The organism is Ensifer sp. ENS07, assembly GCF_014852185.1.
GTDB lineage: Bacteria > Pseudomonadota > Alphaproteobacteria > Rhizobiales > Rhizobiaceae > Ensifer > Ensifer adhaerens.
The window spans coordinates 1-25,455 of record NZ_JACVBE010000013.1 but is presented as its reverse complement, the minus strand read 5'-3'; the positions used below and the strand labels follow the sequence as shown (position 1 = coordinate 25,455).

General features: G+C 62.2%; 25 protein-coding genes. 15 read left to right on the top strand and 10 right to left on the bottom strand.

Annotated elements, in window-relative coordinates; all coding sequences use genetic code 11:
* Positions 1-121: 121 nt before the first annotated feature.
* The gene (locus tag IB277_RS28965; protein ID WP_192372239.1) at positions 122-859 is read right to left on the bottom strand and encodes an SDR family oxidoreductase; all 738 of its coding nucleotides are present in this window, start codon (positions 857-859) and stop codon (positions 122-124) included.
* A gap of 113 nt (positions 860-972) precedes the next feature.
* Between IB277_RS28965 and IB277_RS28960 the strand changes: the two genes are divergently transcribed.
* The gene (locus IB277_RS28960) at positions 973-1,875 is read left to right on the top strand and encodes a LysR family transcriptional regulator (protein WP_192372237.1); all 903 of its coding nucleotides are present in this window, start codon (positions 973-975) and stop codon (positions 1,873-1,875) included.
* Positions 1,876-1,890: 15 nt separating this feature from the next.
* Here the strand turns inward: IB277_RS28960 and IB277_RS28955 are convergent, their stop codons facing one another.
* The 4 genes from IB277_RS28955 to IB277_RS28940 all read right to left on the bottom strand — a co-directional run bounded on the left by IB277_RS28955 (position 1,891) and on the right by IB277_RS28940 (position 4,877).
* Positions 1,891-2,790: a LysR family transcriptional regulator gene (locus tag IB277_RS28955; protein ID WP_034790409.1), complete on the bottom strand. Its 900-nt coding sequence runs from the start codon at positions 2,788-2,790 to the stop codon at positions 1,891-1,893.
* Positions 2,791-3,105: 315 nt separating this feature from the next.
* The gene (locus IB277_RS28950; protein ID WP_060529075.1) at positions 3,106-3,465 is read right to left on the bottom strand and encodes an Atu4866 domain-containing protein; all 360 of its coding nucleotides are present in this window, start codon (positions 3,463-3,465) and stop codon (positions 3,106-3,108) included.
* Positions 3,462-3,953: a carboxymuconolactone decarboxylase family protein gene (locus tag IB277_RS28945; protein WP_089044874.1), complete on the bottom strand. Its 492-nt coding sequence runs from the start codon at positions 3,951-3,953 to the stop codon at positions 3,462-3,464. The genes IB277_RS28950 and IB277_RS28945 overlap by 4 nt, the downstream gene beginning before the upstream one ends.
* A gap of 399 nt (positions 3,954-4,352) precedes the next feature.
* Positions 4,353-4,877 (bottom strand): LysR substrate-binding domain-containing protein, encoded by a 525-nt coding sequence (locus IB277_RS28940; protein WP_162728865.1) that lies wholly within the window; start codon positions 4,875-4,877, stop codon positions 4,353-4,355.
* Between IB277_RS28940 and IB277_RS28935 the strand changes: the two genes are divergently transcribed.
* The 7 genes from IB277_RS28935 to IB277_RS28905 all read left to right on the top strand — a co-directional run bounded on the left by IB277_RS28935 (position 4,860) and on the right by IB277_RS28905 (position 12,702).
* Positions 4,860-5,714, top strand: coding sequence for an alpha/beta hydrolase (locus IB277_RS28935; protein WP_162251906.1), 855 nt, complete (start codon positions 4,860-4,862; stop codon positions 5,712-5,714). The two genes, IB277_RS28940 and IB277_RS28935, sit on opposite strands and share 18 nt — an antisense overlap.
* Before the next feature lie 151 nt (positions 5,715-5,865).
* Positions 5,866-6,558 carry an alpha/beta fold hydrolase gene (locus IB277_RS28930; protein WP_210337640.1) on the top strand — a complete coding sequence of 231 codons (693 nt, stop codon included), beginning with the start codon at positions 5,866-5,868 and terminating at the stop codon, positions 6,556-6,558.
* 371 nt (positions 6,559-6,929) lie between these two features.
* The gene (locus IB277_RS28925; RefSeq protein ID WP_034790394.1) at positions 6,930-7,904 is read left to right on the top strand and encodes an ABC transporter permease; all 975 of its coding nucleotides are present in this window, start codon (positions 6,930-6,932) and stop codon (positions 7,902-7,904) included.
* Between the two features lie 78 nt (positions 7,905-7,982).
* Entirely contained in the window at positions 7,983-8,984 is a 1,002-nt protein-coding gene (locus IB277_RS28920) for a substrate-binding domain-containing protein (protein WP_192372235.1), read from the top strand.
* A gap of 87 nt (positions 8,985-9,071) precedes the next feature.
* Entirely contained in the window at positions 9,072-10,640 is a 1,569-nt protein-coding gene (locus IB277_RS28915) for a sugar ABC transporter ATP-binding protein (RefSeq protein ID WP_192372232.1), read from the top strand.
* A gap of 74 nt (positions 10,641-10,714) precedes the next feature.
* On the top strand, positions 10,715-11,674 hold the full coding sequence (locus IB277_RS28910) for an ABC transporter permease (protein WP_371813706.1): 960 nt from the start codon (positions 10,715-10,717) through the stop codon (positions 11,672-11,674).
* A gap of 80 nt (positions 11,675-11,754) precedes the next feature.
* The gene (locus IB277_RS28905) at positions 11,755-12,702 is read left to right on the top strand and encodes a carbohydrate kinase family protein (RefSeq protein ID WP_034790386.1); all 948 of its coding nucleotides are present in this window, start codon (positions 11,755-11,757) and stop codon (positions 12,700-12,702) included.
* A gap of 31 nt (positions 12,703-12,733) precedes the next feature.
* On the opposite strand, the gene IB277_RS28900 is transcribed toward IB277_RS28905, so the two are convergent.
* Positions 12,734-13,723 (bottom strand): sugar-binding transcriptional regulator, encoded by a 990-nt coding sequence (locus tag IB277_RS28900; protein WP_226020752.1) that lies wholly within the window; start codon positions 13,721-13,723, stop codon positions 12,734-12,736.
* 371 nt (positions 13,724-14,094) lie between these two features.
* On the opposite strand from IB277_RS28900, the gene IB277_RS28895 reads away from it, so the two are divergent.
* A complete protein-coding gene (locus IB277_RS28895; RefSeq protein WP_034790384.1) occupies positions 14,095-16,143 on the top strand; it encodes a bifunctional aldolase/short-chain dehydrogenase in 2,049 nt (682 codons plus the stop codon).
* Between the two features lie 165 nt (positions 16,144-16,308).
* On the opposite strand, the gene IB277_RS28890 is transcribed toward IB277_RS28895, so the two are convergent.
* The 4 genes from IB277_RS28890 to alr all read right to left on the bottom strand — a co-directional run bounded on the left by IB277_RS28890 (position 16,309) and on the right by alr (position 19,717).
* On the bottom strand, positions 16,309-16,614 hold the full coding sequence (locus IB277_RS28890; protein WP_034790383.1) for a hypothetical protein: 306 nt from the start codon (positions 16,612-16,614) through the stop codon (positions 16,309-16,311).
* 280 nt (positions 16,615-16,894) lie between these two features.
* Positions 16,895-17,275, bottom strand: a complete 381-nt coding sequence (locus IB277_RS28885; protein WP_060610740.1) for a RidA family protein — start codon at positions 17,273-17,275, stop codon at positions 16,895-16,897.
* A 36-nt stretch (positions 17,276-17,311) separates the two neighbouring features.
* A complete protein-coding gene (locus IB277_RS28880; protein WP_192372228.1) occupies positions 17,312-18,562 on the bottom strand; it encodes a D-amino acid dehydrogenase in 1,251 nt (416 codons plus the stop codon).
* Between the two features lie 24 nt (positions 18,563-18,586).
* Positions 18,587-19,717: an alanine racemase gene (gene alr / locus IB277_RS28875; protein WP_192372226.1), complete on the bottom strand. Its 1,131-nt coding sequence runs from the start codon at positions 19,715-19,717 to the stop codon at positions 18,587-18,589.
* 126 nt (positions 19,718-19,843) lie between these two features.
* On the opposite strand from alr, the gene IB277_RS28870 reads away from it, so the two are divergent.
* The 6 genes from IB277_RS28870 (at position 19,844) to IB277_RS28845 (ending at position 25,269) form a co-directional block, all read left to right on the top strand.
* On the top strand, positions 19,844-20,308 hold the full coding sequence (locus IB277_RS28870; RefSeq protein WP_034790372.1) for an Lrp/AsnC family transcriptional regulator: 465 nt from the start codon (positions 19,844-19,846) through the stop codon (positions 20,306-20,308).
* Between the two features lie 348 nt (positions 20,309-20,656).
* On the top strand, positions 20,657-21,961 hold the full coding sequence (gene ugpB, locus IB277_RS28865) for a sn-glycerol-3-phosphate ABC transporter substrate-binding protein UgpB (protein WP_060521180.1): 1,305 nt from the start codon (positions 20,657-20,659) through the stop codon (positions 21,959-21,961).
* Positions 21,962-22,029: 68 nt separating this feature from the next.
* Positions 22,030-22,911: a sn-glycerol-3-phosphate ABC transporter permease UgpA gene (gene ugpA, locus IB277_RS28860; RefSeq protein ID WP_034790369.1), complete on the top strand. Its 882-nt coding sequence runs from the start codon at positions 22,030-22,032 to the stop codon at positions 22,909-22,911.
* A 7-nt stretch (positions 22,912-22,918) separates the two neighbouring features.
* Positions 22,919-23,767, top strand: coding sequence for a sn-glycerol-3-phosphate ABC transporter permease UgpE (gene ugpE / locus IB277_RS28855; RefSeq protein WP_060521181.1), 849 nt, complete (start codon positions 22,919-22,921; stop codon positions 23,765-23,767).
* Positions 23,767-24,816, top strand: a complete 1,050-nt coding sequence (locus IB277_RS28850; protein ID WP_034790367.1) for a sn-glycerol-3-phosphate import ATP-binding protein UgpC — start codon at positions 23,767-23,769, stop codon at positions 24,814-24,816. The genes ugpE and IB277_RS28850 overlap by 1 nt, the downstream gene beginning before the upstream one ends.
* Positions 24,817-25,038: 222 nt before the next feature.
* The gene (locus IB277_RS28845) at positions 25,039-25,269 is read left to right on the top strand and encodes a hypothetical protein (RefSeq protein WP_192372224.1); all 231 of its coding nucleotides are present in this window, start codon (positions 25,039-25,041) and stop codon (positions 25,267-25,269) included.
* Positions 25,270-25,455 lie beyond the last annotated feature (186 nt).

The window sequence follows — 25,455 nt, the reverse complement described above, 5'->3', positions numbered from 1 at the left end:
CAGATAAAGTCCGGTGCTGCTCCCAGATCCGGCAGAACCATGGCATTCGCATGCGTGGTAGCCTGTGTCACGGGAAGTTCCTTCCATGAATGAGCATTCGTTGTGAGGAGATGCGTGCGGCTCAGCACATGCCGCCGTTTGCCCGGATGACCTGGCCATTGATCCACGCGCCTTCCGGTCCGGCGAGGAACGAGACGACACGGGCGATATCCTCGGGTTCAGCGAGCCGTTCGAGGGGGTTCATCTTTGCCATGCGGAACAGCAGTTCAGGGCTCTTTCCGCTCAGGAACAGCTCCGTCGCAACAGGCCCAGGGGCGATCGCGTTCACGCGAATTCCGCGGCCACGCATCTCTTGCGCCAGCACCTGGGTCAGTCCTTCGACCGCCGCCTTGGTGGCAATGTAGATGCCATAGGTCGGCAGGCGCATTCCAATCACGCTCGACGAGACGTTGATGATCCGGCCGTCGTTGCACAGTCGTTTCGCCGCCTCGCGGCAGACGTTGAACGCGCCCTTCAGGTTTATCGCGATGGTATCGTCGACGACGTCGTCGGTGACGTCGGCAATCGGTGCAAGCTTCATGATGCCGGCGCTGTTGACGACGACGTCCACCCCGCCGAAGGCTTGCGTGGCCGTGTCGAACATCGCGGCAACCGCGCCGGCGTCGCTGACATCCGCTTGAATGACGCGTGCGTCGCCACCGCCGCCGATGATTTCGTCCGCGACCGCCTTGGCCGCCTCAGTGCGTCCCGCATAGTTCACGACAATCTTGAAGCCGTCACCGGCGAGGCGCCTGGCGATTTCCGCCCCAATGCCCCGCGACGCTCCGGTAACCAGCGCGACCTTGTTGCTGTTGCTCATGTGCCAAGCCTTTCAGGTGTTCCGTCTATTGATCGCGAGGAGGATACGCCTGGCATGAGAGAAGAAAAAATGCATAATTTGCAGGAGATAAATTACTGAAAGTATGAGTTGTCATGACGTTTGATGCGCGCTTGCTCAGCGGGATCGGAGTGCTTTCAGCAGTCGTCGAGGCCGGCAGCTTTGCCCGGGCCGGTGAAGCAATGGGGTTGACTCAGCCTGCGGTCAGCCGCGCAGTGGCCCGATTGGAGGAGCGCGTCGGCATACGTATTTTCAATCGAAGCGCCCGGGCAATCTCGCTGACGGACGAGGGGCGGCGCTTTTATGAACTCGTCGCGCCACTTCTTTCGGCAATCGAGGAGGCCGCGATCATGGCCGGCGGCACCAAAACGCACGTGCGTGGCAAGCTGCGGATCAATGTCGATGGGACCTTCGGGCACTTCGTGCTCGCCCCGAGGATCAATGACTTTCTCGAACGCTATCCGGAACTGTCGGTCGAGATCTTCGTGCGTGACTCGATCGGCGATTTTGTCGGCGAGGGGACGGACGTTGCCGTACGCTTCGGCGAGCCTGGCGCCCATTCGATGCATACGGAGCTGCTGCTGGAAACGCGTGTGTTCACCTGCGCGTCGGCGCAATACCTAAAGAAATATCGCAGGCCGCAAGTGCCAGCCGATCTTTCGCACGGGCACCAATGCGTCCTCATCCGCGACCCGGCGACCGGGCGCCCCTTCGCCTGGGAGTTTCAGAGCCGTGGCGAAGCCATACCGTTCGCGGCGACCGGCCGGGTCATGGTCAATGACACGGGCTCGCTGATTGCCGCCTGCCGCAGCGGCGCGGGGATCGCGCAATTGCTCGAGATCTATGTCAGGGACGAATTGTCGGACGGCGATCTGATCCAGATCCTGCCGGACTGGTCAGAAGAAACCTTTCCGCTCCATGCCTATTATCGCCGCTCGGACCTGATGCCTGCAAAACTCCGCGCCTTTCTCGACTTCGTACGCGAGATCGTCGCTTAGCCGCTTCGGATCGCTCTATCCCGCGTTGGGCCGCCACCGCACATGCTCGATGAGCGCGCGCAGCTTCGGCGCAAGGTTCCGTCGATTGGGAAAGTAGAGATAAAAGCCCGCGAACGGCGGGAAATAGTCCTCGAGAAGCGGCACCAGCTGTCCCGCAGAAACATAGGGTCTGAAGGTTTCCTCCATGCCGAAGGTGATGCCGCCTCCGGCGCAGGCGGTCCGGATCATCAGCGACATGTCGTTGGTGGTGATCTGCGGGTTCACCGCCACGTCGAACTCGCGCCCATCCTTGCCGAACTCCCAGCGATAAGGTGCAGTTTGAGGCGCCGGACGCCAGCCGATGCATCGGTGCTGGGCGAGGTCCGACGGTTGCATGGGCTTGCCGAAGCGTTCGATATAGGATGGCGCCGCGACAGCGGTCTGGCGTTGCTCGGCCGATACCGGGACTGCGATCATGTCCTGCTCGATGACTTCGCCGAGCCGCACCCCGGCATCATAGCCTTGGGCCACGATGTCGAACTCCTCGTCCGTGACGGTCACATCGATCTGGATCGTGGGGTAGGCCTCGGCAAAGCTTGCGAGCAGCGCCCCTGATATGAACCTTTCGGCGATCGAGGACACCGCCAGCCGCAACAGCCCGGTTGGGGCCATGTCCCGGTCGGCTGTGGCGTCCAGGGCCAGGCCGACCTCCGCGAGGGCCGGGGCAACACGCAGGTAAAGTTGCGCGCCAGCCTCCGTGAGGCTGACGCTGCGTGTCGTCCGCTGCACGAGTGCAACGCCGAGCCGATCTTCCAGCCGCCGCAGAGACTGGCTTACGGCCGATCGGGTAACGCCCAGATGCTCGGCAGCCGCGCGAAAACTCCGCGCCTCGGCGACGGCCATGAAGACGGAGATGGCATTAAGATCGACGGCCATTGGACGGCTCAACTTACCAGTGTCGGTGTGATTGGGCAGAGTGGTGATGCAATCTTGGCCCGCCGATCGACAACCTTCAAGGCATCAAAGAATGTCACCGCGAGTTCTACCGCGCCTGTGATCGCCTCCAGAAGGCTTGCCGCGATCGCAAGAGCCCGGCAGAGCCTTCACTTCTTCCCCACCTCCCGCGCGAGAAACGGCGCAATGGACATGCGGCCGCAGAGGCGGGGCGGGAGACACGCGGCAACCATCATTGGCACCAAAGGATCGGGGCGATCCCGGTAACGACGGTCTTCACGTGCTCCCCTTCCGCAATCACCTTTCGCGGTAAAACACCATGCCGCCATGGTGCAGCACGTCATCGATGAACTCGCCATCGGCCGTGAAGCCGGTGTCATCCCAGTAGTCGATCTGGTTGCCGGTCACTTCGTAGCGCCCCTGATAGGCGCTCTTTCGGTTTCCGCGCGCCTCGTCATAACGGCCGTTCGGCAACAGTTCCTGGCGGATCCGCCCGTCCTCGGTCACCCACATGCCGACATAGGGATGATCTGCTTGCTTGCTTTGAGCCTCGCTGCTCATGACGTCCTCCGCGACGGCTTGACGGGAGATCGGCGCGTCGGCAGATGCCAGACCGGCAACAAGGGTGGCGGCGGCAAGCTTGGGGAGATTGTTCATGGCTGCTCTCCCGCAGACTTGTCCTTGCCCGCTTCGGCCCGTTCGGCAAAGAGCTGCGACAAGGATTGCGAGGCAGCAATGGCGCGGGGAAATCCGGCCGGAACGGTTACCATGTAGATGATTTCCTTGAGCTCATCCTCGGAAACACCGATGTTGAGCGCGTATCCGGCATGGACATTCATCAGCTCCGTCAGGCCCATCGCAGCGAAGGCGGCGACCGCTGCCAGTTGCCGCGTCCGGTTGTCGAGACCCGGGCGAGCCCAGACGTCGCCAAGGGCATAGGCCTCGGTCGCATCGGCAAGGAAGGGAAACTCCTGCCGCATCCGTTCCAGATTGGGCTGCGTCACGCCATTGTTGAGGGTCCGGATGACGGCGGCGCCGCGTTCGCGACGCTCCTCCAGGGATTGGGCGAAGGCGACCTCCGGCGAAAGGCCCAGGAAAACCGCCGCACCTGCTGCTGCGAATTGCGATTGAATGCGATCAAGCACGTTTCTCTCCTCGATAGATTGTCTGTTGGGACGTCAGCCGATCGCGAACGTCGCCATCCTCCGGCTGTTCGATGCCGGGGAGGGCGCGACAAGCGCGCGTCCTATCCGCGTCAGCTGAATTTGGGGGAGGCGCTGTCATTCGGAGCGTCGAAAGTCAGCGGGCCCTGTCCAGTTCCTCCTCCGTCTTGCGTTGCTGTGTCGACGCAAAAGGTAGGCGGGGAAGATTGGAACGATAAGACGCCGATTTCGATCCATACTGGTAAATCTGACTAACCAGTCGGAATACTGTTCAGTGGCACGCTCATCGCGACCATGTCAGTTATGACAGGCGAATTTGTTCTCTCGGGTACGGGCCCTTGGCGTGATTGCGGCGGCACCACCGTTTGACTTCGAAATCACTTACAAAAACGCGCCAGCCTCGCGGCTCAGCGTGTCGATCAGCAGGCAGACACCGGGCAGCATGCCGCGGCTCGCAGGATGTATCAGCGAAATATCCAGTCCGGGGCCGGCCCAGCCAGGCAATATCTGTATGGCGGTTCCCTCGGCGACCATCCTGCGGCCGATGACGGTTGGCAGGCGGCCGATGCCGATCCCGGCCTCGATAGCCTCCGAGATGCCGCGGACGCTATTGGCACACATGCGCGGCTTGAACTCAACCTTCACCGGGTCTTGCGCCGCATGGTGGAGTGTCCAGGTCTGGCTTTCGCCCGGTGCGATCTGCTCGTCGATCAACTGATAGGTTGTTAGGTCGGAAGGCAGCAGTGACATGCCCTGTGCCGCGAACAGCGCCGGTGCTGCAAAGATAGACGCTTCGGTGCGTCCGATCTTGCGGGCGATCAGGGACGAATCCTCGAGATTGCCGACCCTCGGGAACATTCCGTCGACCTCGGCATGGACAATCTCCAGATGATCCGCAACGCCCAATTCCCGCCGGCGCTATCGCCGCCGGCCGTGCAGCCACAGGAACGCTTCATCGCGGGCGGCGAGGGAAATCCGAAGCTGCGGGTCGTCGTCCTGGATCCGGCGCCGGAGCGCCCGAACAAGCCGGCAATCCAGCATCTTCACGGTGGTGGACTGGTCGTTGGCAAGCCCGAAGTCGCCGTTCCCGAACTGCAGCAATTGTCCGCGGAACTGGGCGCGCTTATCGTTTCGGTCGACTACCGCCTTGCACCCGAGCATCCGTTCCCGGCTGGGCTCGACGACGCATACGCGGCGCTCGGCTGGTTGCATCAGGCTGCGGTCGAGCTTGGCGTTGATAGGAAGCGGATCGCCGTGATGGGCGAGAGTGCCGGCGCCGGGCTTGCCGCTGCCGTCTCGCTGAGGGTACGTGACCGCGGCGAGTGGCCGATCCGCTTCCAGTTGTTGCGTTATCCAATGCTCGACGACCGCACTGTGTTGCGCTTGCCACCGGCTCACGTCGGAACCTTCATCTGGAACGCGCAGTCGAATGCTTTTGGCTGGACTTCCCTGCTCGGTCGCAAGCCGCTGATGGCGGAACCACCGGCGGAGGCGGTTCCGGCACGTGCCGTCGATCTTGCCGGCCTGCCATCCGCCTGGATCGGCGTTGGCACACTCGACCTGTTCGCACAGGAATCGATACATTTCGCATCCCGTTTCGTCGTGGCCGGCGTGCCGGTCGAAATGTCCGTGGTTCCCGGCGCCTATCACGGCTTCGACACGATGGTACCGCAGGCGCGCATCTCGGCGGATTTCATCGCCGGCTGGAAATCGGCGCTGAGCCGATCTTTGGAAGTCGACTAAGGGGCAGGCGCACTGCACGGTTCGCGCCGCATGACTGCCAGGGCGCAAGAGGCTTTCCGCCCGAAGGCGGCATCTCGCTTGACGACCGCCGCCATTTCTTCCGATAGGGTCAATCTACGAGCAGGTGTGCGGGGAGGTGGCGACTGTGGCAATGCTCTTTGTTCCGGGCTTCATGCTCGACGCCGATCTCTGGCGCGATGTGGTTCCCGCACTCGGCGAGTACGGTCCCGCGACCTATGCCGACCTGTCGCAAGACGGCTCGATCGAAGCCATGGCCCGTCGCACGCTGATGGATGCCCCGGATCGCTTCATACTCACCGGTTTCTCCATGGGAGGCTACGTCGCCCGGGAAATCGTCCGGCAGGCGCCCGACCGGGTGACCGCACTGATCCTCATTGCCACGTCCGCGCGCGGCGACAGCGACGTCGAGCGCCAGCGAAAGGCTGTCGTCGCCGGGCAGGCCGCTGGCACGGCATTCAAGGGGCTCAGCCGATCGGCTATCCTCTCGTCCCTGCACCCCGACAATGCGGGGCGGACCGATATCCTCGATCGCATCCAGGTGGCAGGCCATCGAATGGGAGGCGACGCCTTTCGCCGACAAGCTCTCATCGAGCGGAGGGACGAACGGGACGCTCTGGCGTCGATCCAGTGCCCAAGCCTGGTCATTGCCGGCGAAGAGGATCGGTTGAGGTCGCGCGCCGAAACGCTGGAGCTTCACAATGGGCTCGTCGGCTCAAGCTTCGAGGTCGTCGCCGACACTGGCCACATGGTCCCGATGGAAGCGCCGCAACGCCTCGCCACCATCATTCGGGAATGGCTCGCTCAACAGAAGGCCGAAGCGTAACGCGCCCGAGCCAAACTCCACCGTTCGCCTCCCGTTGTCACCCAATTCTTGCCGTTTGCAGCCCTGGCCGTTCCAAATCCGGCGGGTGTCACGCTTGGGCTGAGGACGCTTTGGCAGTCTCGCCAAGCAGGACGTTCCACGGAGGAGAAGGATAGCAACCCGGCATTTCCGCTCACCCTCCACTTCGGTTACAGGACAGCTAGAAGAACGCTGTTGACAAAACACACCGATGACTGGCAAATGTCAGAAATGTACAGAGGACGCGGGTTGTCGGTTGGTTTCAGGGGAGACAGGAGCCTGGAGCCGAAGAACCGGGAAGCATTTCCGTCTGCACAGATGCCAGCATGGGAGGGGACATCGTGGCTTTTCAGATGGATCGGCAGCTCGGCTTTCTCGCCACTGTGAACGTTGCCGCCATTGTCGCCGGTGCGATACTCGTCGGCGCGAGTTTCGTCGAGCTCTATAACTTCCAGTCCATGGCGTCGCAGGTCCCCGAACTGGGGTTCCTCGCCCTTGGCGTCATGCTGGCCATGATGTCCGGCAACGGCGGCATCGACCTTTCCGGCATCGCGCTTGCCAATCTCTCGGGCGTTGCCGCCTACTACTTTCTGCGCGACGTGATTCCCGCCGACGAGGCTCCGCTTCTCTTCACCTGGAGCCTGATCGGCTTAGCGCTTGGCGTCGGCCTTGTCGGCGGCATGCTGAACGGTTTCCTGATCGCGAAGGTTGGATTGACGCCGATCATCGCCACGCTCGGCACGCAATTGCTCTTTACCGGCCTGGCGATCGTTCTCACCAATGGTTCGGCGCTCAGCATCGGCTATGTCGAGCCGCTCGACGATTTCGGTAATGCCACGATCCTGAGCGTGCCCCAATGCTTCGCTCTGTTCCTGGTCGTCGCGCTCGCGATCGGCGCCATCCTGCGTTTCACGCCCTTCGGCCAACGTCTGCTTCTGCTCGGCAACAATGCCAAGGCCGCGCGCTACGCGGGCATCCCGGAAAAGCGCATCCTGTTCCTGACCTATACGGTTTGCGGGCTATTGGCGTCGGTTGCCGGCATCGTCATTGCCGCGCGCACCTCGAGCGTGAAGTGGGACTACGGCACCTCCTATGTCCTCATCGCTATCCTGATCGCCGTCATGGCCGGGGTTCGCCCCGAGGGCGGCTATGGGCGAGTCATCTGCGTCGTGCTTTCGGCAACGTCGCTGCAGATGCTCTCCAGCCTCTTCAACTTCATGAACATCTCGAACTTCTTCCGAGACCTCGCCTGGGGCGTTCTTCTGCTCGTTTTCATCGCCACCTCCGGCTTCGACTTCAAAGCCTGGTTCAGGGCGGCCCGCAGCTAAACCCCGTTTCCGCCAGGGCCGGGCGCGAGCCTTCGCGCGCCACAGCTCTTTCCTTTCGAAGGCGCAATGGGAGGAACTATGCCTGATTTTCGTAAAATTGCCGCCTGCACCGTGGCTCTCAGCACCATCTGGAGTGCCGCGGCTGCCATGGCCGAGGAGAAGCCGAGCATCGTGACCGTCGTCAAGGTCACCGGCGAGAATTGGTTCACCCGCATGGCCGAGGGCGTCGCCGCCTATGGCAACGACAACGATACGGTTGCCACGAGCCAGATCGGCCCGGGCAAGGCGGATGCCGCCCAGCAGGCACGCCTGATTGAGGACCTTGTCGCCAAGAAGGTCAGCGCGATTGCCGTCGTGCCGATGGATGCGGCGTCGCTCGAAGGCGTGCTGAAGCGCGCCGCCCAGCGCGGCATCAAGGTGGTGACCCACGAGGCCGACAGCATGAAGAACACGCTCGTCGACATCGAAGCCTTCGAGAACAAGGCCTTCGGCGCCCGCTTCAACGAGAAGATCGCCGAGTGCATGGGCAAATCAGGAAAATGGACGTCCTTCGTCGGTTCGCTCGGCAGCCTGACGCATGTCCAGTGGGCTGACGGCGGCGCTGAAAACGCCAAGAAGTACCCAGAAATGGAGCTGGTCTCGGAGAAGAACGAATCCTTCAACGACGCCAACCGCGCCTATGAGAAGGCCCGCGAGATCCTGCGCAAGCACCCCGACATCAAGGGCTTCCAGGGCGGCTCCGCCATCGACGTCATCGGCATCGGCCGCGCCGTCGAAGAGGCCGGCCTGCAGGACAAGACCTGCGTCTTCGGCATCGGCCTGCCGAAGGATACCGGATCCTATCTTGAATCCGGCGCCGTCGATGGCATCAGCTTCTGGGATCCGAAGGATGCCGGCTACGTCATGAACAAGGTGGCCGACATGGTCATCAAGGGCGAAGAGATCAAGGACGGCATGGATCTCGGCGTGCCCGGCTACGAAAAGGTGACGGTCAAGAAGGGTGCCGGTGACGGTATCATCGTCGTCGGCGAAGCCTGGGTCGACGTCGACAAGTCGAACTACGGCAAATACCCGTTCTGATCGGTTCTGCCGATTAATGCCGTCGCGCCATAAACCGGCGCGGCGGCGTGTCCCTCGAACGCCCTCATGCACCATCAGGACAAAGCCATGCAGCCCCAGCCCACTGGCGGTGAACCGCATCTCAAGCCCGCGACCCCTTTTCTGGAGGTGCGCAACATCGAGAAGCACTTCGGTGGCGTGCGCGCGCTCAAGGGCGTGAGCCTTTCGATCGAGGCCGGCAACATCTATCACCTGATGGGTGAGAATGGCTGCGGCAAGAGCACGCTCATCAAGATCATTTCCGGGGCTCAAGGGGCTGATGCAGGCGAACTCTTGATCGACGGCAAGACGGTCACCGGACTGACACCGGTCGCAGCCCTCGCTGCCGGCATCGAAACGGTCTATCAGGATTTTTCGCTGCTCCCCAATCTCTCGGTCGCCGAGAACATCGGGCTGACTCAGCAGTTAGTGTCCTCGTCGGGCAAGCTTGCGCGGCGGCTCGACATACCGAAGATGCGGGCGACGGCCGAGCGCGCCCTTGCGGCCGTCGGCCTGCCGGCGAGCAGGGCCTTTCTTTCAACGCGGACGGACGAGTTGCCGATGGCGACGCGGCAGCTGATCGCCATTGCCCGCGCAATCGCCTCCGACGCCCGCCTCGTCATCATGGACGAGCCAACGACCGCGCTGACCAAACACGAGGTCGACAATCTCCTCGGCGTCGTCGACCGCCTGCGCGCCAAGGGCGTGGCCGTGCTGTTCGTCACCCACAAGCTCGACGAGTGCAAGTCGCTCGGCGGGCGGGCGATCATCATGCGCGATGGCCAGAAAGTCGCCGAATGCGACGTCGAGGGCCATTCGAAGGCCGATCTGGCCTTCTGGATGACAGGCAAAGTGCTGGACGACACCCGCCAGCGGTCCGCCGTCACGCTCGGCGAGAAGCTGCTCAATGTCGAAAAGCTCTCACGAACCGGATTTTTTGCAGACGTGTCCTTGTCGCTGCACAAGGGCGAGATCATCGGCATTACCGGCCTGCTCGATTCCGGGCGCAACGAACTGGCGCTTGCGCTCGCCGGCGTTTCGCCGGCCGACGGCGGCGGTGTATTTCTCGAAGGCAACGAGAACCGCCTTGGCAAACCCGCCGATGCGATCGCTTCCGGGATTGGCTACGTTCCCGAGGACCGGCTCTCGGAGGGATTGTTCCTTTCGCAATCGATCAAGGACAATATCGTGGTTCCGGTCCTCAACCGGCTGCGCAATGCCTTCGGCATCGTCGACGGGCGCCGCAGCCGAGCGCTCGCCGAGCGCACGGTCGACGACCTTCAGGTCGTCTCGGCCGGCGTCGACAAGCCGGTGCAGTCGTTGTCCGGCGGCAACCAGCAGCGCGTGCTCATCGGGCGCTGGCTGACGATCGAACCAAAACTGCTCATCCTGCACGGCCCGACGGTCGGCGTCGACGTCGGCTCCAAGGACACGATCTATCGGATCATCCAGCGGCTCGCCGGCGACGGCATGGGCGTCATCATCATCAGCGACGACCTGCCCGAACTGCTGCAGAACTGCGACCGCATCATGGTCATGCGCAAGGGTCGAGTCGTCAAAACCTTTGCCGCCGAGGGGCTGGCGGAAGACGTTCTCTCCCGCGCGCTGACCGACGATACCATTGCGAGGCTTCAATGAGCGAAACCACCTTCTCCCCGGCAGCACCCCGGTCTGAAAGCGCGGGCGCTGTTGCCGGCATCTGGACGTGGCTCATGCGCCACCCACCGGCCTTCACGCTGATCCTGATCGTCGCGGTTTCGCTCGTCGTCGGTGCGATCAACACGGACTTCTGGCAGGTGTCGAACCTTTTCGACATCCTGCGTGCGTCCGTCGTCCGCGGCCTCTTCGCGCTCGGCGTGCTCGTCGTCCTTGCCTCCGGTGGCATCGACGTCTCGTTCACGGCGATTGCCGCCTTCGTCATGTACGCCGTCACCATGCTGGTCGTGAATGTCGTGCCCGACATGCCGATCGTCGCGATCCTCGCGCTCGGCGCAATCGGCGGCGCCTGTTTCGGCGCGCTCAACGGCGTTCTGGTTCACGCGCTCAAGGCGCCGTCTCTGATCGTGACGATCGGCACGCAATATGTCATCCGCAGCTTCTTGCTCACCTTTGTCGGCACGGCGCTGTTCATGAACATTCCGGCGGCAATGGACGCGTTCGGAAAGCTTGCGCTCTTCACCCATCACAGCGCCAACGGTTCGACCTCGACGCTGCCGGCCTTCGTGCTCATCCTCGCCATCGCTTCGCTCGTCACCTGGTGGCTCCTTGAGCGAACCCTCATCGGCCGTGCAGTCTACGCCGTCGGCGGAAACGCCGGTGTGGCCGAGCGGCTCGGCTACAACCTGCGCACGGTCCGTATCTTTGTCTTTGCCTATGCGGGGCTTCTCGCCGGCGTCGCCGGGATCATTCACGTCTCCAGCAACCGGCTGGCGAACCCGTTCGATCTCGCCGGCGCCGAGCTCGAAATCATCGCCGCGGTGGTCCTCGGCGGCGCGCGTATCACCGGCGGCTCCGGCAGCGTCATCGGCACGCTTCTGGGCGTCGTGCTGATCACGCTCGTCAGTAACGTCCTCATTCTCGTCGGCATTCCGAGCACCTGGCAGCTCGTCATCGTCGGTATTTTTATCATTCTCGCCGGCGCGATCTTCTCGATCCGCGGCAGACAATCCTGACGGCTGGCCCCGGGGCCGCCAAGCGCGGTCAGGGCCGGCGTCATTCGACAACCCTGTTTCCTTGAGAAAGGTTTGAGTGCATGGCGCACGATGTTTCGGTCATCGGACTTTACATTCTCGACATCCTCGGTCGCCCGGTCGATCGCATTCCCGAGGGCGGCAATGTCGAGTTTATCGACGAGATCCGCTTGACGGTTGCCGGTACCGCCGGGGGCACCGTCGTCGACCTTGCAAAGCTCGGTCTCAACTGCCTCGCGGTTGGCGCCGTCGGTGACGACGAGAAGGCCGATTTCGTGCTTTCGACCTTGCAGCGCTTCGGCGTCGATACGGCCGAGATGCAGCGGATCCCCGGCGTTCCGACGTCTGCCACGATCCTCAACATCCGCCGCAACGGCGAAAGGCCTGCTCTTCACGTCCGCGGCGCGTCCGGTCATTTCGAGATCGCAGCCGAAGCGCTCGATCGCGTGACGGCGGCGCCGATTGTCCACCTTGGCGGCACGGGCCTGCTCGACCGCCTCGACGGTGAGCCGAGCCGCGTGCTTCTCGAAGCGGCCAAGGCCAAGGACCGGATCGTCACCTTCGATCTGCTCGGCGCCAGTGAGAAGACGCTTTCCCTCATCCGCCCGCTCTTCCCCTATATCGACTACTTCATGCCGTCGGTGGAGGAGGCCATGCTGATTTCCGGGCGGAAAACCGCCGAGGATGCGGCGCTCTTCTTCTGCGATCTCGGTGTGAAGCATTGCGTTTTCACACTCGGCGGCGACGGCGTCTATTTCATGGATCCGGACCGAAAGACCGTGAAACTGCCGGCCTTCGAGATCGACGTCGTCGATACGACCGGCTGCGGCGACGCCTTCAATGCCGGTTTCATCACCGGCCTGCACCACAAAATGGACACGGAGACATCACTGAAGTTCGCGCAGGCCTCGGCCGCGCTGGTGGCGACCGGTCTCGGTTCTGATGCCGGCATCACCTCCTTCGAGGGGACGCAGGCATTCATGCGCACCGCGCGCGTCAAGGCAAACTGACGGGCTGGCAGGGCGCTCCTGACGGAGCGCCTCAGACCCCTTCGGCCAGCAGCATCTCGGCGGTTTCGATGTCGGTGACAAGGTGAGTGGCGTAGCCGCCATTCATCGTCGCGCGGATTGCCGTTACCTTGTTCGCGCCGCCGGCGACACAGACGCGGCTCGGGATGCGCACGAGTTCGTCGAGCTCGATGCCCACCATGCGATCGTCGAGTTCGCCGCTCACCTGTCGGCCCGCCTCGTCGATGAACCGGCAGATCAGCACCGCGACTGCGCCGTGCGCCTGGTAGGAGTCGAAGTCCTCCTGGCTTGCGACATTGGCCGACCGGATCAGCGTGTCAGGACCGATATCGCCGACGCCGAAAACCAGGATGTTGGTCGAATGGATAAGCTCGAACTGCTTGACGAGCACCGGTTCGGAGAGAAGCCAGCGTTTCAGTTCCGGCGTCGACAGCAGCGCCGGCGCCAAAAGGTTGACGCAGCGCGCGTGAATGCGCTGGGACATCAGCGAGGTACAGAACTCCGGCGAGAATTCGGGATTGGCGATGGAACTACCCGAGACCTGGACGACAGTCAGCCCATCGAGTGCTTCGGCCAGCGAGATCTGGTCGGCGACTGCAAGTACGGTCCGTCCCCAGGCCACACCGATCGTGTCGCCTTGCTTGATCATGTCGGCAAGCAGGCGGGCGCCCGCCTCACCGAGCCGCGTCACCAGCGACGCAGGCTCTCCCGCGGGAATGACCAGCGCTCCTTCGAGCCCGAACTTCTCCTTGAGCTTGCGAGCCACGGCGACGCGTCCGCCGACATCGGTGTTGACGCGGATGGTGACGAGGCCGCGCTCGCGGGCCTCCTGAAGGTAGTTGACGATGGTCGCGCGCGACATGCCGAGGATCTTGGCGATGTCGCTCTGGGTCAGTTGATCGACGTAGTAGAGCCAGGCGGCCCAAACGACCCCGTCATCGAACTCGGGCGGCAACGACTTGCCTTCGCCGATCATCCAACTTGCCCGCGCGCTCTCCGTCATCCGTCACTCCGCTTGATACCGTTTGCGCCACCTCAAACCGGAAAAGCGGCTGCCGTCAAACAAATTCGAACGCTCAATTGACATTTGACACACTATGTTGTCATTTGTTTATGTTCCGTTGTGACGGACGATCGAGAACGGAATCGCGCTTGAGCACGCGGCCTCGAATGTGGCCGCATGGGCAGGCGAGACCGCGGCAGACAGGATCGGACCCGCGCCTCTTCGACGCGGCCCGCGCCAGACGCCGATCCCAAATTTCCCAAGCGGCCTTTCCCGTCAGCCTCCCGTGGCTCGGTGGGCATGGTCCCGCCATGTCATTTTTGTCCGGAGCCGTCGCAGGTGATGTCTGCCGGAAGCTGAGGAGCCTTTGCATGAAATCGAGATGGTCTGAAACCGAATATGCCAGTGTCGTCGACGCCTACGTCCGCAACGGCGTCAACCGCGACCTGGCGATCCGCACCTACACCACGCGCCTGCTCGGATCGGATCCGGAACTGGTGCTGCACGGCGGCGGAAACACGTCGGTGAAGACCACCTTTACCGATCTCGACGGTTCGGAAATTCCGGTTCTTTGCGTCAAGGGAAGCGGCTGGGACATGGGCACGATCGAACCGGCAGGACTGCCGGCCGTCCGCCTGCAGCCCCTGCAGGCGATGGTCGGTTTCCAGACGCTTAGCGACGACGACATGGTCATGCTGCAGCGCCGGTTGCTGCTCGATCCAGCGGCGCCCAATCCTTCTGTCGAAGCGATCCTGCACGCCAACCTGCCGTTCAAGCACATCGACCACACCCATGCCAACGCGATCGTATCGCTGACCAACCAGCCGCACGGGGAAGATATCGTTCGCGAACTCTTCCCCAAGGCGATCATCGTTCCCTATGTCATGCCCGGCTTCGATCTCGCAAAAGCCTGCGACGAGGCCTTCCGCGCCGATCCGACCGCCGACGGCATGATTCTCTTGAAGCACGGCATCTTCACCTGGTCGGAGGATCCGCGCGAAGCCTATGAAAAGATGATCGTGGCGATCGACATGGCCGAGCGCCGCATCGCCAAAGGCAATCCGCGCCCGTTCGTTCAGGCAAAGCAACCGGCAGCGATTGCGTCGGCCGCCGAAATCGCCCCGATCCTGCGGGGCGCCGTCGCCATCGACACCGGTGTCGAAGGCTCTCCGAAGCGCTTCGTGCTCGAACACCGCGCGAGCGAGACCGTGCTCGAGTTCTGCAACGCAGAAAACGCTGCCGATCTCGCGCGCCGCGGCAATGCGACGCCGGAACATGTCATCCACATCAAGCGCTTCGGACTGGCCCTGCCGGCGCCGGTTACCGGAGAAATGGCCACCTGGGCAGAGACGGTGCGCACGGCGGTGGCGGATTACATCGCCGAATACCGCGCCTACTTCGAGCGCAACAACGCGCGTGTTGGCGGCAACAAGAAGATGCTCGACCCGATGCCCCGCGTCTTCTACGTCGCCGGCGTCGGCCTCTTCGCAGCAGGTCCCAGCAAGAAGGCGGCACGCGTCGGCGCCGATGTCGCGGAAGCCACGATCAACGTCATCCGCAACGCCGAGGGCATCGAGAGCTTCGAGGCGCTGTCGGAACAGGATCTCTTCGACATCGAATACTGGTCGCTTGAGCAGGTGAAACTGGCGAAGCAGGTGGAAAAGCCGCTCAGCCGACAGGTCGCGGTGGTGACCGGTGGCGCCGGCGGCCTTGGCCTTGCGATTGCCGAGGCGCTGCGTGCGGAAGGCGCCGAAATCGCCCTCGTCGATCTTGCCGAAGCGGCGGTCACGAAGGAGGCCGCCCGGCTTGGCGGCCTTGGCGTCGCCTGCGACGTGACCAACCCCAAGGCCGTTGAAGCCGCTCTCGCCGGCGTTACCGAACATTTCGGCGGTGTCGACATCGTCATTTCGAACGCCGGCGCTGCCTTCCAGGGCGCCATGATCGAGGTCTCCGACGAACTCTTCGAGAAAGCCTTCGCGCTCAATTTCTGGGGGCATCACTACATTGCCCGGACTGCGACCAGGATCATGAAGGCGCAACGCACCGGCGGCGCGCTGGTGTTCAACGTCTCCAAGCAGGCGGTCAATCCCGGCCCCAACTTCGGTCCCTATGGCACCTCGAAGGCGGCGCTGATGGCGCTGATGCGGCAATACGCCGTCGAGCATGGCGCGGACGGCATCACTTCGAACGCCGTCAACGCCGATCGCATCCGCACCGGTCTCATGACCGACCAGATGGTCGAGGAGCGCAGCCGCGCCCGCGGCATCACACCGGAAGCCTACATGCGCGGCAATCTCGTTCATCGCGAAGTCGCAGCCAAGGATGTGGCCGAAGCCTTCGTGCATCTTGCCAAGGCACGCACGAGCACAGGCGCGGTCATCACCGTCGACGGCGGCAATGTCGCGGCGATGATGCGATAGCCAGATTGTGCGGCCGCGGTGAGCACCACCGCGGCCGTGCCCTGCGATATGAAGAGCATCGGCTCGACCTGCCGATTGTGTCGCCGTGGCGAAGAAAGTTCGACAACGCGACGGCCTAAGCCAACGGACAGCGAAGGTCTACCTGACGAGCTGGCGCCTGGGCTCCTAGATCCCGGAGCCGTCCAGTTCCTGTTCGTCCTCGCCTTCCCAGGGCAGGGGCATCGCGGCGCGATCGAGATTTGCCATGGGCATCGGCATCCAACACTTCAGCTCAGGCTCGGCATACTCGATGATGCGACCGGGCGAGGAATCGGAGGCGCGCCAGCCTTCGGACCCAAACTGATCACCCTTCGACCAATAGGCGAGATCGACTTCCGCGGCGCCCTGTTCGGACGGGCGGATCGTAACGAGGATCCGGCTCCCGTTTTTCGGTGCGCTTGCCATATGACGCCAGTGGTCCGCCTCAGCCATCATTACCCTCCTGCCTTGATGCACATCACAAGTTTCGCCTCGGCGCTTAAAACGGTCAACTCATTGTTTGCGTAGGCGAGGGGAGGAGGCAAGGCCAAGCGACAGCCCTAGGCAAGCGCGGAACCGGGCTGGGTGATAGATGAGCGGGATGATCAGGTCTTCCTCGTCTTCCAAATGACGAAACAGAACTTTGTCGGACGCGGAAACCTGGCCGGCGAGGCTGTCGACCGCCGGCCGGCTTCGCCCGCCTTTCCCGAAAGAGCTTCGGCGCCAGCAAACTTTACGGGATAGCGATGACCGCCTCGATCTCCACCTTCGCGCCCTTCGGCAGAGCGCTGACCTCGTAGCAGGCGCGTGCCGGGAACGGCTTGGCGAAGAAGCCCGCATAAACCTTGTTGATCTCCGCGAACTGTCCGAGGTCGGTGAGCAGAACCGTGGTCTTGACGGTGTTGGAAAGGGTCGTGCCCGCTGCGGTCGCAATAGCCCCAAGGTTCTTGAGGCACTGCTCGGCCTGCGCGATCGCGTCGTCCGAGTTGAACTCTCCGGTGGCCGGATCGATCGGAAGCTGACCGGAGACGAACAGGAGGTTGCCGACCTTGATTGCCTGTGAGAAGGGACCGACGGCACCCGGCGCGTCGGTGGTGTGGATTTCCTGGATCATGATCGTCTCCGAGATTGGTGGTTGATTGCAACACGCTTATGCGTAGCGGGCGATCGCGAGATCGGTGGCGTCGATTTCCGGCTGGCGTCCGCTGACGAGATCAGCGATGACGCGGGCCGAACCGGAACTCATGGTCCAGCCGAGCGTACCGTGACCGGTGTTGAGATAAAGGCCGGCGACCTTCGTCGGGCCGATCACAGGCGTGCCATCCGGCGTCATTGGGCGAAGCCCCGACCAGAAGCTTGCATTCGACACGTCGCCACCCGGGAAGAGATCGGTGACGGAGTGCTGGAGCGTCAGGCGGCGAGGCTCGCCGAGATCGTTGGTATAACCCGAGATTTCCGCCATGCCGCCGACGCGGATGCGATCGCCGAGCCTGGTTATGGCGATCTTGAAGGTTTCGTCCATAACGGTCGATTCCGGCGCGCGCGAAGCGTCGGTGATCGGGATCGTCAATGAGTAGCCCTTGACCGGATAGACCGGCAGACGGATGTCATGCGGCCTGACGAGGAGAGGGGAGAAGCTGCCGAGCGCCACGACGACGGCGTCGGCCTTGAGCGTGCCATGCGCCGTGACGACGCCCTTGATCCGGCCGCCTTCCACGTCGAGGCTGCGGATGATGCTGCCGTAGTTGAAGCGCACGCCGAGCGCTTCCGCCTTTTTCGCAAGTTCGTTGCTGAACTTGAAGCAGTCGCCGGTCTCGTCCTTCGGCGTCAGCAGGCCGCCGACGATCTTCTCGCGCACATGTTTTAGCGCCGGCTCGACGCGAATGCAGCCGTCGCGGTCCAGAACTTCGTAGGGAATACCGTCGGCGGCGAGCGCCTTGACGTCTTTGCCGGAGGCGTCGAGCTGGGCTTGGGTGCGGAAGAGCTGCAGCGTTCCCTGCATGCGCTCGTCATAGGCGATGCCGGTTTCGGCGCGCAGCGCAGCGAGCGAGATGCGGCTGTAGTCGGCAAGCCTGAGCATGCGGCTCTTGTTGATCGCGTAGCGCCCGGACGTGCAGTTCGAGAGCATCTTGATCATCCAGGAGATCATGGCGGCATCGACCTTCGGTCGAAGGATGAGCGGCGCGTGCTCCATGAACAGCCATTTCATCGCCTTCATCGGAATCCCGGGTGCTGCCCAGGGCGAGCAGTAGCCGAAGGAAACCTCGCCGGCATTGGCAAAGCTCGTCTCCAGCGCCGGTCCGGGCTGGCGATCGATGACGGTGACCTCATGTCCGCTCTTGGCAAGCTGGTAGGCCGAGGTGACGCCGACGATGCCGGCGCCGAGAACGATAACTTTCATGATGTCCTCAAAAGGAAAGGAAGCTCAGCGATACTGCCGTTCGTAGCGATGCCCGAGACCGGTCAGGATTTCGTAGGAGATGGTGCCGGCATCGTGTGCGATGTCTTCGAGTGTCTGGTTGGGCCCGAGGACCTCCACCAGGCTGCCGAGTTGCAGGCGCCCCTCCGGCAAGGCAGAGATGTCGATGGTGATGCTGTCCATCGACACCCGGCCGACGATCGGCAAGCGAACACCGTCGCAATAGACCGCACCCCGATCGCTCAGGCTGCGCGGCAGGCCGTCGGCATAGCCGGCAGCAATGGTGGCAAGCCGGGTCGGGCTTGCGGCGACATGGCTGCCGCCATAACCGACGCGCGCTCCGGTCGGCACTTCACGCGTCTGTACCACCGCAACATCGAGCTTGATGACCGGCTCCATCGGGTTTGGATGACCATCCGTCGGAGCACCGCCATAGAGTGCAATCCCTGGCCGAACGAGCACGCCGTGATAGGCTTCGCCGAGGAAAATGCCGCCCGAGTTGGCGAAGCACAGTTCGTATTCCGGAAACTCCGTGGCGATGCGTCGGAGTTCGGCAAGCTGGTTGCCGTTCTGCTCGCTCAAGACATCGTCGGCAGAGGCCAGGTGGCTCATGACAAACTGGATGTCGATCATGCCGCAGGTCCGCAGCATCGATGCGATCGCCGGTCGTTCCTGCGGCGGGACACCGAGCCGCGACATGCCTGTGTCGAACTGCAGCGCCGCGGGAAGGCGACGGTTGAGGTTTACAGCCGCACCGGCCCATTGCCGCAATTGTTCGAGGGAATTGATGACTGGAACGATGCCATCGTCGGCGCAGGCGAGCTCATTGCCCGGCTGCAGGCCATTCAGAACGAAGATCATCGCATCGCGGGCAAGCTGAGGTCGCAGGCGCCGAGCTTCCACGAACTGGGCCACGAAGAAGTGCCGGCATCCGTGGTCATAGAGGCGCGCCGCGACCCGGTCCGCGCCAAGCCCATAGGCATCCGCCTTGACGACTGCTGCGGCCCGCGCTGGCGCAATTTCAGACACAAGCCGGTCGTAATTGCGAACCAGCGCCGCAAGATCGATCGTGAGGTAGCCTGAGGCGCCGCCCTTGATCGCTTTTTGCTGCGTATTTTCCCTGACTGCGCCGTCCATGGCCGAGCCTCCCAACTTGTCCGGAGGGTAGTGAAACGATCGCAGAATTGTCGACGAATTGTCGATTGATCGTTGCGCGAATTCGTGATCTTTGAATGAAACAGCGAAGAATTGGAATAATCTGCAATGCCCGCGCTCGACACCATAGACCGCAATATCCTTCGGCTGCTGCGCCTGGACGCGCGCCGGAGCAATGCCAGCCTCGCGACCGAGGTCGGGCTCTCGCCATCCGCTTGTCTAAGGCGGATAAAATTGATGGAACAGTCCGGCGTCATCCGCGGCTATACCGCCCTGGTGGACACCTCGAACGTCGAGGCCAGCATTGCCGTTATCATCAACATCACGCTGGACCGCCAGACGGAGGACTATCTCGACCGGTTCGAGGCGGCTGTACGAAGACATCCCGAGTTGCGGGAGTGTTTTTTGATGACCGGTGGATCGGACTATCTCCTGCGCGTCGAAGTCGCCAATGCCGGCGAGTTCGAACGCATCCACAAGGAGATTCTCTCGGCTTTACCGGGGGTCTCCCGGATCCATTCGAGCTTTGCGATCCGCAACGTGCTCGCGACACGTCCCAAGGCGCGCCGATAGGCTGCAGTGTCAGAACCCCGGCCGCCTCTAGCAGAGCAGGAGGACGACAGGCATCAAGGCGAGGAGGCGGACAAGTCCATCGGCCGCAAGTCGGTCGCGCAGGCTGTGGGTGGTTGGCGATTTGTATCTCGCCCGGGACAATTGTACATCCAGCGTTCATATATGAAACAGAACGAATATTCCGAAGGCGGAAATTTGCGAATTCTGCATTCTATTTTCTCTTGCAGGTTCGTTATCGTTCGTTTTTAATCAGCGCACTTTCGCTGCGAAAGTCAGGCGCGACTGATTGAGGAGGATCAACGCGACTGAGCACCGAGACTTGTCGTCTCAATATTGGGAGGAACCGCCATGAGAGTTTTGAAATGGACGCTTGCGGCCACATCTGCAATCTCGATCTTCGCCGCCTCGAACGCCTTCGCGGCAACGGAGCTTGCCTGGTGGCACGCGATGACGGGCGCCAACAACGAAACCGTTGAAAGGCTTGCCAAGGAATTCAATGAAAGCCAGTCGGAGTACAAGATTGTCCCCGTGTTCAAGGGCACCTATGGCGAGACCCTGAACGCGGGTATCGCCGCGTTCCGCTCCAAGCAGGCTCCCGCCATCCTGCAGGTGTTCGACGCCGGCAGTGGCGTGATGCTGGGCGCGGAAGGTGCCGTGGTCCCCGTGGCGGAGGTGCTTAAGAAGGGCGGCTACGAGTTTAATAAGGACCAGTATCTGCCGGGCATCGTCGCCTACTATTCCAAGGCTGACGGGACCATGTTGTCCTTCCCCTTCAACTCGTCGTCCCCGATTCTCTATTTCAACAAGGACGCCTTTACGAAGGCTGGTATCGATACGGCCAAGCCGCCGGCCACCTGGCCCGAGGTCTTCGAAGCGGCAAAGAAGATCAAGGCGAGCGGCGCGGCAAATTGCGGCTTCACCTCGACCTGGCTGACCTGGATCCAGACCGAAAACTTCTCGGCCTGGAACAATGTGCCCTACGGCACGAACGAAAACGGGCTTGCCGGGCTCGAAGTGGAACTGAAGATCGACGCGCCGCTCTTCGTCGACCACTTCCAGTCGATCGCCGACCTCGCCAAGGACGGCACCTTCCGTTACGGCGGTCGCACCTCGGAAGCCAAGCAGCTGTTCATGTCGGGCGAGTGCGCTATCCTGACGGAATCCTCCGGTGGCCTCGGCGACATCGTCAAGTCGGGCATCAACTACGGTGTCGGCGAGCTTCCCTACTATGAGGGCCATGGCCCGCAGAACACCATCCCGGGTGGCGCAAGCCTCTGGGTCTTCGCCGGCAAGAGCGATGGCGAATACAAGGGCGTGGCCGAGTTCTTCCATTTCCTCTCGAAAACGGAAACCCAGGCCCAGCTTCACCAGGTTTCGGGCTACCTGCCGGTCACGCTTGCAGCCTATGAGGAAACCAAGAAGTCCGGCTTCTATGAAAAGAACCCGGGCCGCGAGACGCCGATCAAGCAGATGATGGGCAAGGCGCCGACCGAAAACTCCAAGGGCGTTCGCCTCGTCAACCTTCCGCAGGTTCGCGACATCCTCAACGAAGAGTTCGAAGCGATGCTTGCCGGCCAGAAGGATGCCAAGACCGCGCTCAGCGAAGGTGTCGTGAAAGCAAACGCAGCGATCAAGACTGCTGTCGGAAACTGACCTCCAAAACGAAATGTCCGCATCGCCGAAAGGCGGTGCGGACCGGTTTTTGATGGGGAGGGGAGTCCATGCAGTCCGTCGTGTTTCCAAACAAGGTGCTGCCGTATCTTCTGCTGGCACCTCAGATCGTCTTGACGGTCATCTTCTTTTTTTGGCCCGCCAGCCAGGCGCTCTACCAGTCGGTGCTGCGCGAGGATCCGTTCGGCCTTAAATCCGGCTTCGTCGGTCTCGCCAACTTCCGGGCAATCCTTGCCAACCCGGACTATCTGCATTCGCTAAAGGTCACCGTGGCCTTCAGCCTTGCGACCGCGCTGCTGTCGATGGCGCTCGCGCTGCTGCTCGCCACGGCGGCCGACCGGGTGGTGCGCGGGCGCAACGTCTATCGCACGCTGCTAATCTGGCCCTATGCGGTTGCCCCGGCTGTTGCCGGCATGCTGTGGCTGTTCATGTTCAACCCTGCAATGGGCACCTTCTCTTACATTCTGCGCCGCAATGGCTTCGCTTGGGATCCGCTGCTCAACGGCAACCAGGCGATGTTTCTGGTGATCGTGGCGGCAGCCTGGAAGCAGATCAGCTACAACTTCCTCTTCTTCGTCGCCGGCCTGCAGGCGATCCCGAAGTCGCTGATCGAAGCGGCAGCCATCGATGGTGCCCGTGGCACCAAACGGTTCTGGACCATCGTCTTCCCGTTACTTGCGCCGACGACGTTCTTCCTGCTCGTCGTCAACACCGTCTACGCCTTCTTCGACACCTTCGGCATCATTCACGCGGTCACAGGCGGAGGCCCCGCCAAGGCCACTGAGACGCTCGTTTACAAGGTCTATAACGACGGCTTCGTCAATCTCGACCTCGGCAGTTCGGCAGCCCAGTCGGTGATCCTGATGATCATCGTCATTGCGCTGACGGCGTTCCAGTTCCGCTTCGTCGAGAAGCGGGTCCACTATTCGTGAGGCGCAGATGATCGAGAACCGTCCCATATCAACTGCGATCAGCCACCTGATACTCGTCATCGGGATCATCATCGTCGCGCTGCCGATCTACTATACCTTCGTCGCCTCGAGCCATAGTTCGATCGAAATCGTGCGGCCGCCCATGTCGCTGGTGGTCGGAGACCACCTCGTCGAGAACTATCGGGAGGCGATCGGCGGCGGCGTCGAGCGTGTCGTCGGCGTCAGCCTCGAGCGGCTGTTGTTCAATTCGACGGTCGTGGCGATCGCGATCGCTGTCGGCAAGATCGTTATCTCCTTCCTGTCGGCCTTTGCGATCGTGTTCTTCCGCTTTCCGCTGAAGATGCTGTTCTTCTGGATGATCTTCATCACCCTGATGCTGCCGGTCGAGGTGCGCATCCTGCCGACCTACAAGGTGATCGTCGATCTCGGCTTGATCGACACCTATGCGGGGCTGACGCTGCCGCTGATGGCGTCGGCAACGGCGACGTTCCTCTTTCGCCAGTTCTTCCTGACGATACCAGGGGAGCTGGTGGAGGCCGCGCGCATCGACAATGCCGGTCCGTTTCGCTTCATGAAGGATATCCTGCTGCCGCTCTCGGCAACGAACATCGCGGCGCTCTTCGTTATCCTCTTCATCTATGGCTGGACCCAGTATCTCTGGCCGCTGCTCGTCACCAATGACGCGAAGATGAACACGATCATCATCGGGCTCCGGCGGATGATCGATTTTACCGACGCCTCGACGCCTTGGAACTATGTGATGGTGACGGCGATCCTTGCGATCATCCCGCCGATCCTCGTGGTCGTGCTGATGCAGCGCTGGTTTGTCAAAGGTCTTGTGGAGACAGAAAAGTAATGGCTGAAATTACCCTGAATGACGTCCGCAAGACCTATGGCACGGTGGAAGCGATCAAGGGCGTTTCGCTCGAGATCAAGGACGGAGAGTTTGTCGTTCTTGTCGGGCCGTCCGGCTGCGGCAAGTCCACGCTGTTGCGCATGATCGCCGGGCTCGAGAACATCAGCGGCGGAGATATCCTGATTGGCGGGCGTCGGGTCAATGACGTCGAGCCGGCGGAGCGCGACATTGCGATGGTCTTCCAGAACTACGCGCTTTATCCGCACATGACGGTGCGCCAGAATCTTGCCTATGGGCTCAAGAACCGAAAGACACCGCCGGCCGAGATCGACCAGCGCATTGCCACGGCCGCAAGGACGCTTGAGATCGAGCCCTATCTCGACCGCAAACCACGGCAGCTTTCGGGCGGCCAGCGCCAGCGCGTTGCCATGGGGCGGGCAATCGTTCGCCAACCCGCCGCGTTTCTGTTTGACGAACCGCTCTCGAACCTCGATGCCAAGCTGCGCGGGCAGATGCGCATCGAAATCAAGCGGTTGCAGCGCTCGCTCGCAACGACGAGCGTCTATGTCACGCATGATCAGATGGAAGCGATGACGCTTGCCGACCGGCTTGTCGTCGTCAGCGCCGGCCGCATAGAGCAGGTCGGCACGCCACTGGAGCTTTACGAGAAGCCCGCGACCACCTTCGTCGCCACCTTTATCGGCTCGCCCTCGATGAACCTGCTGCACGGCAAGGACATGTCGGCGGGCTGGTCGCTTGCCGCAGATGTGACCAGGCCGACTGGCGATTACACGCTAGGCGTCCGTCCGGAAGATATTTCGCCGATGTCAGCCGATGCTCCAGCGCGAGCCTTCGAAGCGACGGTGCGCATCGACGGCATCGAGTTGGTCGGAGCCGAAAGCCTCATACACGGTCGCCTCCAAAACGGCGACGAGTTGGTTTTTCGCGTTTCCGGGCGCGCGCGCAACGAGATCGGTGACGAGGTGAAGGTCGGGGCGAGCACCGAAGCGCTCCACATGTTTGATGGCAGTGGGAACCGGCATGGATGATGGCCGGAAGGTCAGGGGAAGATGTTCCGGCAGAACTTCCTGTCCACCCTTAAAGATCGGCGAGAGCTATCCGGCGCTGAGTAGCGGGAGCCCGATTTGCGCCCGCCTGGTCGATAGCCAGTCTTCCAGAATACGATCAACGTGATCGGCGCCGGGCCTTCGGAGTTTGATCGCAGCAGGTTTAGTTTGCCGCGCCTCGGATCAAGAAGCCGAAGGTGTCATGTGAGCGGCCTCGAGTTGCCAAGCGCGGCAAGACGAGTGTGCGCCAACAGTCGGCATGTTTTCGTCGGCGAAGCGGTGTTGCGGGTTTTCAAGGCCGAAGCCCCGCCGCTCCAGCCGAAGAATGCAGCAGTCACCGTCCGGCTGGATTGTCCAGTGCAGCTCGAAATCAGCAACCGTGTAGACCAGCGTCTTGCCGGGATCGACCTCGATGACAAGGCACGGAACCGCTAAAGCGGCCCTAATGGGTGTTCACGAATGAGTTCCATAATGTATGTTATGCGACTTAAATCTGTAGTGGCTATTTAGTAATGCGACAGTTGGGCCAGTTAGAGATGCGACAGTCTCGCCTCTCGACGCACTGGTCAAAGCCAACGTTGGGAGCAAGGATGACGACCTTCAGCCTGGTCGAGACCATGA

Bases quoted from the DNA above. Each gene is read 5' to 3' on its own strand.
- IB277_RS28965 (WP_192372239.1), bottom strand. From the start codon at position 859: ATGAGCAACAGCAACAAGGTCGCGCTGGTTACCGGAGCGTCGCGGGGC.
- IB277_RS28960 (WP_192372237.1), top strand. From the start codon at position 973: ATGACGTTTGATGCGCGCTTGCTCAGCGGGATCGGAGTGCTTTCAGCA.
- IB277_RS28955 (WP_034790409.1), bottom strand. From the start codon at position 2,790: ATGGCCGTCGATCTTAATGCCATCTCCGTCTTCATGGCCGTCGCCGAG.
- IB277_RS28950 (WP_060529075.1), bottom strand. From the start codon at position 3,465: ATGAACAATCTCCCCAAGCTTGCCGCCGCCACCCTTGTTGCCGGTCTG.
- IB277_RS28935 (WP_162251906.1), top strand. From the start codon at position 4,860: ATGATCCGCAACGCCCAATTCCCGCCGGCGCTATCGCCGCCGGCCGTG.
- IB277_RS28930 (WP_210337640.1), top strand. From the start codon at position 5,866: ATGCTCTTTGTTCCGGGCTTCATGCTCGACGCCGATCTCTGGCGCGAT.
- IB277_RS28925 (WP_034790394.1), top strand. From the start codon at position 6,930: ATGGATCGGCAGCTCGGCTTTCTCGCCACTGTGAACGTTGCCGCCATT.
- IB277_RS28920 (WP_192372235.1), top strand. From the start codon at position 7,983: ATGCCTGATTTTCGTAAAATTGCCGCCTGCACCGTGGCTCTCAGCACC.
- IB277_RS28915 (WP_192372232.1), top strand. From the start codon at position 9,072: ATGCAGCCCCAGCCCACTGGCGGTGAACCGCATCTCAAGCCCGCGACC.
- IB277_RS28910 (WP_371813706.1), top strand. From the start codon at position 10,715: ATGCGCCACCCACCGGCCTTCACGCTGATCCTGATCGTCGCGGTTTCG.
- IB277_RS28905 (WP_034790386.1), top strand. From the start codon at position 11,755: ATGGCGCACGATGTTTCGGTCATCGGACTTTACATTCTCGACATCCTC.
- IB277_RS28900 (WP_226020752.1), bottom strand. From the start codon at position 13,723: ATGACGGAGAGCGCGCGGGCAAGTTGGATGATCGGCGAAGGCAAGTCG.
- IB277_RS28895 (WP_034790384.1), top strand. From the start codon at position 14,095: ATGAAATCGAGATGGTCTGAAACCGAATATGCCAGTGTCGTCGACGCC.
- IB277_RS28890 (WP_034790383.1), bottom strand. From the start codon at position 16,614: ATGGCTGAGGCGGACCACTGGCGTCATATGGCAAGCGCACCGAAAAAC.
- IB277_RS28885 (WP_060610740.1), bottom strand. From the start codon at position 17,275: ATGATCCAGGAAATCCACACCACCGACGCGCCGGGTGCCGTCGGTCCC.
- IB277_RS28880 (WP_192372228.1), bottom strand. From the start codon at position 18,562: ATGAAAGTTATCGTTCTCGGCGCCGGCATCGTCGGCGTCACCTCGGCC.
- alr (WP_192372226.1), bottom strand. From the start codon at position 19,717: ATGGACGGCGCAGTCAGGGAAAATACGCAGCAAAAAGCGATCAAGGGC.
- IB277_RS28870 (WP_034790372.1), top strand. From the start codon at position 19,844: ATGCCCGCGCTCGACACCATAGACCGCAATATCCTTCGGCTGCTGCGC.
- ugpB (WP_060521180.1), top strand. From the start codon at position 20,657: ATGAGAGTTTTGAAATGGACGCTTGCGGCCACATCTGCAATCTCGATC.
- ugpA (WP_034790369.1), top strand. From the start codon at position 22,030: ATGCAGTCCGTCGTGTTTCCAAACAAGGTGCTGCCGTATCTTCTGCTG.
- ugpE (WP_060521181.1), top strand. From the start codon at position 22,919: ATGATCGAGAACCGTCCCATATCAACTGCGATCAGCCACCTGATACTC.
- IB277_RS28850 (WP_034790367.1), top strand. From the start codon at position 23,767: ATGGCTGAAATTACCCTGAATGACGTCCGCAAGACCTATGGCACGGTG.